The following is a 12671-nucleotide window of genomic DNA, read 5'->3' as shown; positions in this document are numbered from 1 at the left end:
TGTTCGGTCGTGCGAGATCAAATAGGGCGAGCCACTGCACGAGCGCGCGCAGTTCTTGGCTTTAAGAGCATGTCTGCCACCATTGCGAGTGAGTCTGGCGCATCGTCGTTGGGGTTTTTGCCTTCAAGCACATACCCGGTCAGCTGCCCCATAAAGCGCTCCATGTCAGAGCCGACGCTATACAAACCCGCATCAGGAAACATAATGTTTGAAATGATCCAAGGTTGCGCCGCGAGAATGCGCGTTTGCTTGGAACTCATGGTGTATTTCTTCTGAATCGAGCAAAGATGTCCTGCGTCTGCAACCATTTTTGCAACTGCATCAGCATATGCGCCGCCTGATGCATTGGACTCAAACCGTGCCTGCTGCACTCGATGGTTCACAATGGCATTTGCCAAACGACCATTCACCACATCAGGGGCTGCATTGTCACAGATGCAACCAACCAAAAACCACTTGGAGTAGCCCTCCCAGCGAGAGAGAATCGGCATAGCTGCATAGTCAGACCCGGTGCCTTTGGTATCAACTGCCGCAATTGTGGCTTGTGGCTCGCCTTGAGGAAGCGTTAGGTAGCGCTCAAGTTCGTCTGGATTAAAGAGCTGACCCTCACGCACCATCGGCACGCCTTTGTATTTCGCAGCGAAGGTAGCCTTGTCGGTGGTGCGCTCCATATCGAGGTAGTAATGTTTGTCAAAACCCAAGCCATACATGTAATCGAAATTCGACTCTCCGGTTTTCGGGTCGAGTGCCGGTATCGTGAGCACCCGAAAGCCCGGCTCGCCATCATGCAAGCCAACCATGCGACCGATTGGGTCTGCTACATCCCAACGAGTGCCGACCATGAGCTGCTTTGAGCCTTTCTTTCTACGGTCGTAGCACTGGTTGACGTATGCTTCCCACTTCGACTCAAGGCGTCTTGGACTCATTGCCTCTTCCAAGTCCTCTACCAAGTCGTCTGAGTAGAGCCAGCCGCCCTCACCCACCTCAACAGCTCCGGTCAAGGTACCGTTAACCGAGCGACACGTACAGGTTGGATAAGCCCTGCGTCTGCCCACGTGAAAAGACTCATCTTCTGCTGATCGATGCACAATGGCTGCATCAGGAAATATTTCTTTGTAGCGATACGTCGGGTCTTCCATAAACGCGATGAGCTGCTCATAGAAGTGTTTTGTGAGTTTTCCTGAGTGTGCGGTCATGAGATTTGACGGGTTTTGGTTTCTGCCAATGTGCCACGTCATAGCCATACACGCTGTCGAGGACTTAGCCGTTCGAGGCGGCATGGAGACAGACAAAAGCTCTGCTTTCTTATCAGTCTCGAACCACTGTAGTGCTTGGCATAACACCATAAGGTGCGACCTGCGAGGAAGCCACAGGCGCTCTTCCGGCTCTCTATCAAACTCCATTGCTTGCATGAATGCGTCTAAGTCGTGTACTGCATCCATGGTGAGAGCGTCTCTCAACATACCCCCGAGTGCTTCTAAGGAGCGAGCATCTGCCCAACCAGCACGCAGGGCACGAGAAATTCGCTTGCGGGCTTCGAGTAGCTCAGTGTGTTTTGTGCGCTCTGCTACGTGCTCATGCGCAAGGTATGCCATCAAGTCCTTGTAGATGGTCAAGTCCTTTGGCGAGCGATCAAGAGATGCCAGTATGTTTTCGCAGATACCCATACTGAGCATCATCTTGCGAGCTAGCCGTTAGCCCGTGCGGGACTGGTACGTAAAAGGCAGTGAGCTAATGGCGAGCTGCGCGCTGCCTTTCCATTGCCTCACGTACCACGCATGCATTTACGCCTGAGATCCCCTTGAAGTGAGTACTCGCTCTCACGTAGTCAAAGCCCAACTCATGAACCATGCGACCGAAGACCTCATCGGCAAACGAATTGCAGACTATGGTGACACCTTCGAAGTCAAAGACCATATGCTCTGAAAACCCGTTTGTTCGACGGAAGATGTCCGCATAGGCAACACGACCCGCACATCTTGTACCGACAATGCTACCGTAGTCTGCAATCTTGATAACCATGCAAGCCTTCTTCTTACGCCGCCTTACGTCTGAGTTCGTAGTACTTCGTCCTTCCGATACCGAGCGCCAGGCAAGCATCAGCCACGGTCTCTTTGCCAGCTTCAACTAAAGCCATGTGGTGGCGAAGCTCTGAGATATCAACCTCTTTTTTCGGTCTGCCTTCACGATAGCCCGGGCGAAGCTTTGCTGCTGCTCTTCCTTCTTGGGTGCGTTGCACGATCATGTCACGCTCGAATTCTGCCATTGCAAACATGACTGAGACCATGACTTTACCTACAGGGGTAGCATCAAGCGTTCCCATATTGAGGACTCTGACCGTAATGCCTTTGGCGATGAGGTCGCGAACGAGTGTGCAGCCCTCTACCGTGGAACGAGCCATGCGGTCGAGTTTAGCCACGGTGAGAGTATCGCCAGATTTCAGAGACTCAAGCAAGCGGTCAAACTTCGGGCGATCGGTAGTGGTGCCGGTATAGGCTTCCTCTACAACGACTGTACAACCCGCCTCTTGCAGCTGCTCGCGCTGAACTGAGAGTGAGTTACCGTCCCGCTGCTGCGTTTTCGTAGAGACACGAGCGTATCCGTAGATAGTCATTCCTCTTCCTTTGTGATGACGTAGGAACCCTCAGGCAACTTCGCTCCGTTTGGAATAAGAGCGATGTCATAGCCGAGCACGCGGAGGTATTTTGAGATACCGCTTACGGTCGGGTTATTTTTCCGCAAAATGCCGGACAATGACCCGTACTTAACTCCAACCTGTTCAGCAAGCCCTAAAATCGTATAGCCACGCGATTTAATGATTTGCTTCATTGCATCTTGAAACATCGGTACACCTTATTTCTGAGTAATGATGTATGAGTCATCGGTGAGCTTTGCGCCGGTCGGGATAAGGGCAATGTCGTAGCCTAAGACCTTAAGGTACTTAGATAACCCATTTATGGTCGGGTTATTTTTCCTGAGCACATTTGCGAGCGATGGGGGCTTAACTCCCACCTCTAGCGCAAGCGATTTCTGCGTATGGCCGCGACTTGCGATAATTTGCTTCATTACATCCTCGAACATCATAACTTCCTCCTAAGTAGGTTCTAGGCTTACTGAACCTACAGGTTAGCCTATGATTTATTTGATTGCAAGTCCCTTTTTTATTTTTTCGGGGGACGGGGGGCTTAGCAAGGGGTGTAGTGGGTCTCTAAATCCCTGTCCGGTACCCTGCGTGACAACGCGCTATATATATTAGTGCGCCTGATGGGCGTGCTGTATAGCGTCCGTTATGTTTTAGGTTTTCGTCACACATATATATGTAGTCTATAGGCTATGTAGGAATTGTGAATCTGGTTGCTTTCGGTTGCATAGTGCAGTCTGTAGGCTATATTAATAGATGAACAGCCTACAGGCTACATCCACCACCACGAAGGGAGAACCCAATGTCCGGAATGATCGAGCAACGCGACCCCGCAACCGTACCAACCACCATTACAGGCGTCAATGCCCATCTATGGGCACCATGCCTACGTACGTGCAGGGCTTTAAGCGCCGGTATGTGCTGCGCCGCGCGCACGCAAGCCATAGCCGCATACGCCGCCGATCTGTTAGAAAACTGCGACGTAGATCTAGCCGCTATCCCCGTAGAAGACGCAGAAGCCGCGTTACTAAACGGCGCTGCAGACTGGCGTGAGTTTAGTGAGGGGGGTTCGTCATTAATCTACTACGAAGATATTCTAGCTCGATTTAACGGCAAAATCCCCGACATTGACTCGCTGTACTATCAGGCATGGGCGCTAAGGCATGCGGCGCACGCCATTACAATCGTGCTTAACAACAAGTCTTTCTAACAACCCACTACCAGAAGGAAACGACCATGAAAAAGCAATACCACGTTATTTTAAAAGATATGACCAATAATACCCCGTTAAAAGTATGGGACGTTAACGGCCAGGAATGGACGCGGGGCGTTTACAACGATGAAGCGGCGGCATGGGCGGCATACCACAGCACTAGCGCACGCCAAGCGCTTATAGATTCTGATCGTAGCTTAAACGCCCGCCTCAACACCGGACGCGCTGTTTGGCTCGAGTGCTGCACTGTAGACGACGACGGCGAACCGGATGAATGGTTAGACCCCCTCGACGTCAAAGAATACACCGGCGATGACTACCGCGCAGAGGTGTACGGAGACGACGGTGAAGACGAAGAGTAACAACCTAGACGCCGTCTACACCTAAGTTTATACTGGGAGCGGTTGAGGTTGCGACTCTTAACCGCCCGGCTCATAGCCTAGCACATGGGCGCTATAATGACAACAGATCAACAACGTAAGGCGGGATATTATGTGGTTCGTCCTATTTGTTTTCTTCGAGATCCTCACGCTGCCGATTCGAGTAATCTGGGGTCTCAAAGATAAGTACTAACCCCCCATACATAACTGAGCTTAGGGGCGTCCGCAGGGGCGCCCCTTTCTTTTACCCATCGCAGGGGGTTATACATTACGCCCTGGCTAGACGGCTTATGAGCCGCAAGCGCCTGCAGCTCGACCCATGCCCTGGCTCACCAATCTTTACAGGCTTCTAAAATGCCGGCTGTGCGGACTTCTAAAATGCCCCTGCACGCTTCTCTAACCTATCTATTTGCGATCCTAAAACCATAAGGGCTATAAGTATCCACATAGCTATAACGCTAGCCGTTTAGACGGCTTGTAGCGCTTTTGATAGGATATGCGCAGTTGCTAGCGTATAAATTTGGCGCAGAGAGTACTCCTTAAACGCAGAAAGCCCCCACCCGGAAACCGGATGGAGGCTCTCTATTTTAGCGTGAAAACCTGTACCTACCTGCGTAAATCTCAATCTAAAAATCGAATACGAAAGTCGAAAGTCGCTTTGAAAGTCGAAAGTCGCGCGGAAATTTTCTCGCGAAAGTCGGGCGAAAGTCGCGTGAAAGTCGCAGGCAGCCAGGGCAAAGTCGCTAGTCTCCGCTCGAAAGTCGCTTCGGCTCATCAGGATCTTCAACCCGCACATCTTCGGCAGGAAGTGCAGCTGCATATTTCTCTGCGAGTTGTGCCCTTGAGGGTCCTGCGCTGGCACTTTCATGCCTGATGACGGTTTCTGAGATGTCTTTGTAGTTGAAATTGTTCTTACCGAGAAAAATTCCTGTTACGGGATTTCGGTAGCCATTGTTCTGCATCGCAAACTCCCAAAGTACCTCAAGATTTGCCAAAGCATTTTGAAGTTCTAACGAGGACTCGGGGCTAAGCCTATACCCCAAACTCGTCTTCTGCCCCTTCGCCCATTTGGTCACCTCATCGCGGTTTGTCCCCATCACGATACATAACCCCGAAACCAACGGCTTTGTATCGTATTGAGCGCACAAGTCCAGATACTCCAGCGCTCGCCTTCTCACTGCCTCCGGGTCTGCCATATCCACCATTGGCCAGGACATGTACTCTTTCACAAACTCAATCGAGTCAGCGTTTCTCTCTGGCTTCTTGAGCTGCGGGCATTCATTCTTGATCGCCCGATTCGGCTTTCCTCTTGGCTTCCCCTTGGGTTTTCCGCCTCTGCCTACGCTTGTCATTCTTTTTCCTCTCCCACGCTGCTGTTTGCCTTCGAGAATCTGCCCATCCTCTCGGGCGGATTGTTTGCCAAAGTTTCTCTCCTGCCTTCGTGAAAGTGAATTTGTTCCCTCTCTTTTCAGCTAAACCCTTTTCAACCAACAGTCGTGCAGAATCACGGAGAGCTTCACCCGGTACAACACTCGGTGCCATATTCGAGGGGGTAGTCTTGGGGTCTCCTAACTCCTCAACTCTCCACTCATCACCGGGATACTTAGACGGGCATAGCAACAAGAGCAGCGCAGCTTCTCCCACGCTCAACTCAGTCTCTTTTCTGTATCGCTTTTTCCCCATGTCACCTCCCATTTCTTTCTTTCGTTCTTCTTTTTTCTTTTATAATATTTTCTTTTTTCTTCTTACTTACTTTCTTTCTAAGTAATATTCTTTATTAATAATATATAATATATAAATATATAAGACGGTACTTCCCAGAGCAGTACCATTCAGTACTTCTCCCAGCAGTACCATTTTTTCCTATTCCCCTGATGTAACAAACGGTTGTTTTGGCATGATTTGGTAGATCACTTCCCTTCCCGGAGCAGAGTTGTTGAGTTTTTTCAGGACTCCCTTTTTCGTGAGTGCGTGTATTGCATTGGACACTGCCCGCTCCCCAATGTTGAGGACACGGGCAGCATCTTTTCTCCTATAATTGCCCACCCACATATTACCGCTTCTGCGCATCCTAGAAATGATTAGAAGTAACACCCTCTCTTGGGTTCCGGTAAGACCCAGCGCCTCCCATTCGCAAAGCCAGGGTACAAAGGCACGCGCAAATGGACTCTTTACAGTCTTATTCATTTGGCGAACCCCCAAGCCAACACGTGTGTACTCGTGGCTCAATCCTATTTGGTTTGGTTGGATCTATCGTGCGTATCAAGCCATATTAGGGCTGCATAAGCTTCTTTTTTAGCCTTATCAATTGCCAGCTTTGACTCTGTAGCTGCATCCTGCCAGCACATGCCGAACAGATAATGATCTGCCAGCAATTTTGCTGCTCGCTCAGAGTAGTTACGCTCGACTGTAACAACCTCTTCCCAGCCTCTCTCAATTGCTCGCTCGTCAATCTCCATAATGTAGCGGTGGGCTTGACGCATTCCTTTTGGGCAACGGGCTAGGCGCTCTTTTCTCATCTCTAAATCAACTGAGCGCAGAAGGTATCCTCGGAATCTCTCCAATGCAGGTGGCTTTGTCTTACCGGCGCTCATTTCTCGCCGCAAAGCCGAACAGACAAAGCAAAGCCATAAGGGAAATATCGGCTAACATGCAAAACACTGTAGCAACACAGCGCACTTAAAGCACCCCCTGTGCAGAGTGAACTAGAGCAAGACGCTCAAAGAGTCGCTCGCGCTGTTTTGCACCCAGCCCCTTTACACGTTTTTGAGCGGGGATCTTAAGCTCTGTCATTATGCGAGCTGCACTCACTTTGCCAATACCCGGAATGGAGTAAATGACGTTCATCAGGCGCACGCGCTTCATGATCGGCATAGCGAGTACCTCTGTCAGCTTCACCTCTCCGGCTTTCAGCTTGGCTAGAATCTCTGAGCGCTCAATTCGAGCTGCAACTGCCTTCTTACGGTTTTCCTCGCGCTGCTCAGGGGTCATTGTTGGTAAATTGCTCATGTGATTTTCCTTTCTTGAATGTACGTATGTTTTATAACCAGAGCTTTTAGGTGGCGCTCTCGCCACGTTATACAGACTCATACGCGCTTATTCCTCTTCTTCTGGTTCCTGATAGACGTAGTACCCATCACCTAATATGGCGCACTCTGTGTCAGGCGACCAGAAGCCTACTAACTCACCTTCATCGTCGTAGAGCCTAATGAGTTCCTTCACGCTCCACCTCGATTTCTGCAGCGATCCTGCGCAGCGTGTCCGGTAGATCCGTAGTTCCCCATTTGGGGTCTGTGCCGGGCATTAAAAGCTTTTTGAGGTCAGTCCCCGGCCATATATCCCGAGCGAGGTCTTTGAGGGCTTCTAACCCTCTTTTGGCGGGGGACTTTCCTATGTAATAAGCCATTTCGTCTACTAGCTCAGCTACGGTCTTGTCGCCGTACTCAACCCAATGTTCGCACTCGCACCAGTCAAAAATAATGCACTTCGCCGCGTCCTCAGGGAAGAAGGTGCGAAGTCTTTCATACTGATACATACAAATGCCCTCACTATCGCCACTTGGGCAGCAATAGTAGGCGCATGAGTTACATGTTTTCGGCTCATCTATAGCCATTGCTTTTTCTATCATCTCATCAGTTACCCCGTCAGGGTAGTATCCCGGTGTCATTGCTCTATCATCAGGTCTAGTCATTTTTACTCCCTAAATAACGTTTCTCCGCCCGCAATTAGGGCAATAACACGGGCTAAGTCCTCTGTCGTACCTAAAGTCACAGCCGCATGCATCACACATGTATGCATACGTGTCTTCCGGTGAGAACGAAATGTTTTCTTGTAAGCCCTCAAGTTCATCAGGAAATGGGGACTCGTCCGCGCGTGCCCATGAAAAAATGCGGCACTCCGTGTTTTCCTCAGTGGCTCCAACCAAATCACCCAACTCGCGAGCTATTGCCTTCAAGGCCACTATTCCTTGCTTAAACTCTTCAGTCATTTCAATCTCTTCATTCATTTCTTCTGCTCCTCTACCGGGTACCCACCGCGATCAACGAGCCGTTTAAACCCGTCCCAGCCTTTCAGAAACCCAGCTCGGTACCCTTTTGAGTACTCAGGCGAATAAGGTGTGATTTTGGGCTTCTCAGGGGCGGTATGAGCGTCTCCAGCCTTATCACTCGTGCTCATCATCTGCCCCCTGATTAGCTAGTGCTTTAGCGCGTTGGATGAAGCCAATAATCTCGTCGCCGTATGGGGCATATTTGTATACGGACGCTTCCATGTCACACTCAAGCCGCTCCCATGAATCATCAGGTTTGGTATGGGTCAGTTCATCCGGGCACAGTCCGTAGGGTGCGCCGTCTTGGCTAAGAACTCGCACGTGATCATCATCCGAGATAACCACCGTGAACGGCTTTCCACGTAAGGTTGGCGTGTCTATGTAAACGATATCGCCCGGTAAAATCTTGATTCCGTCTTTTCCTTTTCCAGCTCTTTCGTAGCCTTGCGCGACTAGCCTTTTTATGACCTCAAGCGCTTCATCAGCGTCATACCGCGCATCATGATTAACGATTTTCAACAGGTCAGCACAGAAGAGCTTCAGCGCGACGTTTCCCGTCGGGCATAGTGCGCCCATCTCTTGCTCAATCTCGTTGGCAAGGCGGAATAAGGTATCTTTGAGGCTGCCTCTATCTTTGCAAGATACGCCCCACTCTGCTTCTGTGCCACCTTTCAAAACACTCCATAGCCCCACATAATCGTAAATATCTTTTGCTAACTTTCGGAGCCCGTAAAGCCCATACGGGATAGTGTTTTCACTCATTGTTGTTTCTCCTAGCTCTTTGTAATGCCGCACCAATTGCAGCGATGGTCTGATCTATATCTCGTTCGTTTCGTTCACTTTCCCCACTGCTCCGCCATTGCAGCAGCGACCCCTGGATACGTCTTACTCCTCATGCGGGCACGATCAGGCCTAGGTACCATCCTGTGTACACGATGTACCTCAGACTCGGGCAGACGCTCCATCTCGGCGCGAACGTCGCGTGTGGCCACAAGCGGCGAAAGCCCTTTGAGCCAAAGGCACGTGGCTTTGGTCTCCGGGTGACCGAACATCCACGGCTGAATAATCTGATCTGGTGCGCGGTAAATAGTGCTCATGATCCCCACCGGGTTTTCGATCGCGACTTTAGGCACGTGGTCAAGCGCAGTGAATGCAAGGAAGAAACCAATACCCATCTGCTGCCTACCATCGCGGCGTTTCTCCTCAAACCAGCGCGCCCCAGAGACGGCGAGCGACGTACAAGGTGGAAATGCCAGCACCAAGTCCCAAGCCATCTTGGCAACCTCCAGCGCATCTGCTTGGATGTGCCACTCGGGGTGTCCCCCAGAAGCCGGAAGCAGGTCGCAACTGTATGCTTCGACCCCTTTTCGCCTCATGGCACAGGTGACCGCCTGTGACTCCTCGCAGGCAATGAGTGCTCTCATCTCAGTCTCCCTAGCAACGGTGAACTCGTCCATGAATGCCATTAGCCCGCATAATCGCTACCACGTGCTCGCACTCTGCCTCGTCATACACCGGGATTTCGATAATGCAGACCGGCTCAGCAGGTTTTGTTTCACGTGGCACTGTCACAGGTGCAGGTGCAGGTGTGGGCGCAGGCGTAGGTGCAGGCACGTTTTGGGGCTGTTGTGGGCTTGGGGTGACCTGATCATTATTCGCAATTACAGGCTCTGGCTTCGGCTGCACCTGAGCGCGTGCCCGTGCGATCTCTTCACGGCGGCGCTGCTCTGCTTCTGCTCGCTGAATTGCAGTGTTCAAATCAAGCGTGCGGTATAGCTCAGAGAGAGCACCTACGCGGATTTCCTCGCCAAAGCGCTCAAGGATCGACTCGCCATTTGCAAGCTCAGCGGCGACTGCATCCATCGCCTCGCAGCCTGCTTTGTCGCTGTCAATCTCGCTCATGCGTTTTGTCCAGTCAGGGTTTTCAATCCGGGCAAATGGGACAAGCGGCTCTTTCGCGTCCCCGGCGCACGTTGCGTATGCCGGGTAGGTCTGCTCCCAGTATTGCTCCAAGCGCTCACGCTTCTTTACGCGTGCCTCTTTCTCGAAGTCCTTAACGATCCGGTCTTGCTTGTCGATCGCCTCTGTCAAAGCAGAAACTGAGCTTTTAACGCCTGCCTCAAATGTTGTGAGCGGAGCTAGATAGGCGGTCTTTACACGTTTGCGCTCGTCATCAACTTGTTTGCTGCATTTGCGCCAATAGGCGAGGCGTGCTTTTGCGCTCTTATAGTCCTCGCTCGTCTTGATCGTCGGTGCAATGTTGAACGCACTCGCGATCTCAATACACATCCGCTGCACCTCAGCGAGATTGCCTTGGATGGTATTTGCTTGAGGTAAAAGCGAGGTATCAACAACCAGAGGTACAATTTCTGTGCCCGCTTCTTGCTTACTCATAACTTGTCCTTCTATTATTCCTTAATTTGAATTTCTTGACTTCTTCTAAACATCAGGTTTTCCGAACTGATTTTTCGCTTCGGCTCGCTGCCAATCCCTGCCCGAGCGACCCTGTCTGTTCGAGCAGAGCCAAACCCTACCGTCAACGCATCCAAAAACCGCTCACTTTCGCACAAGCAACTCGATATTTTCATTCTGGCGCGTTCTAGATAGCTTTTTTCGGCTTCCAAACTCCCTTATGGGTACTTGCTAGGGTTTGGGGTTTATCGCCTTCTGTTGAAGCCCACGTTTCGTTTTAGTGGCATTTTGGAGCCTTGCACACCGACTCAATCTCAAGAGTCCGAATTTCGCCGGAGTCGCTTTTGGCTTGGATCCGTCCCCTGATCGCGTCAACGGAGATGACTTCGAACAGGTCATTCTCGTCTTTCACAACGACTCGCTCACCATGGGAAATGGCACATTGTGCCTGATCGTTGATGGTGGAGTGGTAGGCAGCCTGAGTCACTGACTCCCGTGCATCTGCATTCAGCATCGAGTAACCGCCCTAATCTTGTTTTTATGATTATTCTGAAAGTCTTATACGACTTTATAGAAATTTTATACGGTCAGTATCTGTTTTTCTGACCGCTAGCCACGCGGCGATCATGCCCTGTTGCCCCGTAAATTTCGCAGGTACCAGCCAGCCTTGAAGCGATTGCTCGAGCCGTTGAGGGGTCGCAGGCACCCATGCGCCCGGCGAGGTCTGAAAGCTTGAAATTCGAGGTCACGACCGTAGGCAGCATCTCGCCGTCTCTCCCGTTCACGATCGCGTAGAGCCTCGAAACCGTCCAAGCGGTCTGCTGCTCTTTGCCCAAATCGTCGATGACCAGCACGGGAATTTTCGAGTACCGGGCGATGACGTCGGCTTCTGCCTGTGGAGTGCCGTAGGTGCTCTGAAGCTCAATGAGCAGGTCAACTGCGTTGATCATCTGCGTTTTTCTGCCACGCCAGACTAGCTCGCGGACAATCGCTGAGGCAAGCGTGGTTTTGAGGGTGCCGTTTGCTCCCCAAATGTACACCGAAGAGCCGCCTAAAACCTTTGCTGCCAGCGGTTTTGCCATCTCATGCGCTGCCTTTCGGTAGCGCTCAGGGACTCCCGCTGTCTTGAGTCGGCTGTAAAACTGTTTTTCCTGCTCAGCCTTGATTTCTGCGTCAATTCGCCGTTGCTTTTCTCGCTCTGCTTTTTGCGACTTTTCGCAGGTACAGGGTGCAAAACCGATTGTCATATCGCCGCCGAAAGGGCTTTTGACAATAAGTTTTTCCAGCTCAGAGCCGCAAAACGGACAAACTCCCGGCTGCTTAGATGTCGTAGATCGCATAATCTTCACCCCCCAAAGCTTGCCGTTCTTGCAGGTAGCCCTCAAATTTCGTTCCAAATAGCGTCTCAGGTCTCAGGTAGCGTGCCATCTTCGGGTCATGCCCCCAATCGGCAGCCTTCTTGTCGATGACCTGCAAGAAGTCCTCAAGCCTGAACCCTTCTGCCCACCTGGCACGGATGCGACGGCGAGTAGCTTCGGTTGAGGCTCGGTAGGCAGAGCCGGTGCGAGCGTTCAGAGCGGAGATGATTTCGGCGTAGGGAATTGGGTGCAGGGTTTCTCCCTTGCCCCCTTCTTCCCCCTTCCCCCTCACACTCCCCCTACCCCCTATATCCCCCATTCCCTCTTCCCCGTTGGATCTCAATTTTTCAGGTTCGCATTTAGTCGAAACTACTGTTCTACCTGCAATTTCTACTGAGGAAGGGTTACTTTCTTGAGGGTCGTGAGGGAAAGCGAGTTCTAGCTCGTCGGCGATGAGAATTGGAGTTTTAAGGTTTGCTGAAGATAAATTGCCGTTTACCTCGTGTTTCTCTGCTAGAGCTTTGCTAGGCGTTTGGTAGCCCTCTGCTAGAGCTTTGCTAGGCGTTTGGTAGCCCTCTGCTAGAGCTTTGCTAGGCGTTTGGTAGCCCTCTGCTAGAGC

Annotated in this window: 19 protein-coding genes; 2 read left to right on the top strand and 17 right to left on the bottom strand. The window is 51.3% G+C overall.

Translation table 11 applies throughout. The features are described 5' to 3' along the window. Positions 1-17: 17 nt before the first annotated feature. The 5 genes from terL to K6V98_RS08280 all read right to left on the bottom strand — a co-directional run bounded on the left by terL (position 18) and on the right by K6V98_RS08280 (position 3084). Positions 18-1667 carry a phage terminase large subunit gene (gene terL, locus K6V98_RS08300; RefSeq protein WP_222200068.1) on the bottom strand — a complete coding sequence of 550 codons (1650 nt, stop codon included), beginning with the start codon at positions 1665-1667 and terminating at the stop codon, positions 18-20. Between the two features lie 64 nt (positions 1668-1731). Further along, on the bottom strand, positions 1732-2022 hold the full coding sequence (locus K6V98_RS08295) for an STAS-like domain-containing protein (protein ID WP_222200067.1): 291 nt from the start codon (positions 2020-2022) through the stop codon (positions 1732-1734). Between the two features lie 13 nt (positions 2023-2035). Continuing rightward, positions 2036-2614 carry a recombinase family protein gene (locus K6V98_RS08290; RefSeq protein WP_222200066.1) on the bottom strand — a complete coding sequence of 193 codons (579 nt, stop codon included), beginning with the start codon at positions 2612-2614 and terminating at the stop codon, positions 2036-2038. Continuing rightward, entirely contained in the window at positions 2611-2844 is a 234-nt protein-coding gene (locus K6V98_RS08285; RefSeq protein WP_222200065.1) for a helix-turn-helix domain-containing protein, read from the bottom strand. The genes K6V98_RS08290 and K6V98_RS08285 overlap by 4 nt, the downstream gene beginning before the upstream one ends. A gap of 9 nt (positions 2845-2853) precedes the next feature. Further along, a complete protein-coding gene (locus K6V98_RS08280) occupies positions 2854-3084 on the bottom strand; it encodes a helix-turn-helix domain-containing protein (RefSeq protein ID WP_222200064.1) in 231 nt (76 codons plus the stop codon). 359 nt (positions 3085-3443) lie between these two features. Between K6V98_RS08280 and K6V98_RS08275 the strand changes: the two genes are divergently transcribed. Beyond that, positions 3444-3851, top strand: coding sequence for a hypothetical protein (locus tag K6V98_RS08275; protein ID WP_222200063.1), 408 nt, complete (start codon positions 3444-3446; stop codon positions 3849-3851). A gap of 26 nt (positions 3852-3877) precedes the next feature. After that, positions 3878-4216, top strand: a complete 339-nt coding sequence (locus K6V98_RS08270; protein WP_222200062.1) for a hypothetical protein — start codon at positions 3878-3880, stop codon at positions 4214-4216. A gap of 761 nt (positions 4217-4977) precedes the next feature. Here the strand turns inward: K6V98_RS08270 and K6V98_RS08265 are convergent. The 12 genes from K6V98_RS08265 to K6V98_RS08210 all read right to left on the bottom strand — a co-directional run. Next, entirely contained in the window at positions 4978-5451 is a 474-nt protein-coding gene (locus K6V98_RS08265) for a hypothetical protein (protein ID WP_222200061.1), read from the bottom strand. Positions 5452-5512: 61 nt separating this feature from the next. Further along, the gene (locus K6V98_RS08260) at positions 5513-5917 is read right to left on the bottom strand and encodes a hypothetical protein (protein WP_222200060.1); all 405 of its coding nucleotides are present in this window, start codon (positions 5915-5917) and stop codon (positions 5513-5515) included. A gap of 548 nt (positions 5918-6465) precedes the next feature. Next, positions 6466-6753: a hypothetical protein gene (locus K6V98_RS08255; protein WP_222200059.1), complete on the bottom strand. Its 288-nt coding sequence runs from the start codon at positions 6751-6753 to the stop codon at positions 6466-6468. Positions 6754-6913: 160 nt separating this feature from the next. Beyond that, a complete protein-coding gene (gene mihF / locus K6V98_RS08250; protein ID WP_222200058.1) occupies positions 6914-7243 on the bottom strand; it encodes an integration host factor, actinobacterial type in 330 nt (109 codons plus the stop codon). Between the two features lie 196 nt (positions 7244-7439). Then, positions 7440-7925 (bottom strand): hypothetical protein, encoded by a 486-nt coding sequence (locus K6V98_RS08245; RefSeq protein ID WP_222200057.1) that lies wholly within the window; start codon positions 7923-7925, stop codon positions 7440-7442. Positions 7926-7934: 9 nt separating this feature from the next. Then, entirely contained in the window at positions 7935-8240 is a 306-nt protein-coding gene (locus K6V98_RS08240) for an FmdB family zinc ribbon protein (protein ID WP_222200056.1), read from the bottom strand. Between the two features lie 156 nt (positions 8241-8396). Then, positions 8397-9044, bottom strand: a complete 648-nt coding sequence (locus tag K6V98_RS08235) for a hypothetical protein (protein ID WP_222200055.1) — start codon at positions 9042-9044, stop codon at positions 8397-8399. A gap of 74 nt (positions 9045-9118) precedes the next feature. Then, positions 9119-9706 carry a hypothetical protein gene (locus tag K6V98_RS08230; RefSeq protein ID WP_222200054.1) on the bottom strand — a complete coding sequence of 196 codons (588 nt, stop codon included), beginning with the start codon at positions 9704-9706 and terminating at the stop codon, positions 9119-9121. A 10-nt stretch (positions 9707-9716) separates the two neighbouring features. Further along, complete coding sequence (locus tag K6V98_RS08225; RefSeq protein WP_222200053.1) at positions 9717-10676, bottom strand: DUF1351 domain-containing protein; 960 nt, start codon at positions 10674-10676, stop codon at positions 9717-9719. A 295-nt stretch (positions 10677-10971) separates the two neighbouring features. After that, complete coding sequence (locus tag K6V98_RS08220; RefSeq protein ID WP_222200052.1) at positions 10972-11208, bottom strand: hypothetical protein; 237 nt, start codon at positions 11206-11208, stop codon at positions 10972-10974. A gap of 73 nt (positions 11209-11281) precedes the next feature. After that, positions 11282-12034 carry an ATP-binding protein gene (locus tag K6V98_RS08215; protein ID WP_222200051.1) on the bottom strand — a complete coding sequence of 251 codons (753 nt, stop codon included), beginning with the start codon at positions 12032-12034 and terminating at the stop codon, positions 11282-11284. Then, the coding region (locus K6V98_RS08210) for a conserved phage C-terminal domain-containing protein (RefSeq protein ID WP_222200050.1) at positions 12015-12671 on the bottom strand (657 nt) is incomplete at its 5' end. The genes K6V98_RS08210 and K6V98_RS08215, both read right to left, overlap by 20 nt.

Source organism: Collinsella ureilytica (assembly GCF_019795105.1).
GTDB classification, from domain to species: Bacteria; Actinomycetota; Coriobacteriia; order Coriobacteriales; family Coriobacteriaceae; genus Collinsella; species Collinsella ureilytica.
Note: the sequence above shows the minus strand (reverse complement) of the source record. Positions and strands in the feature narration are given on the sequence as shown.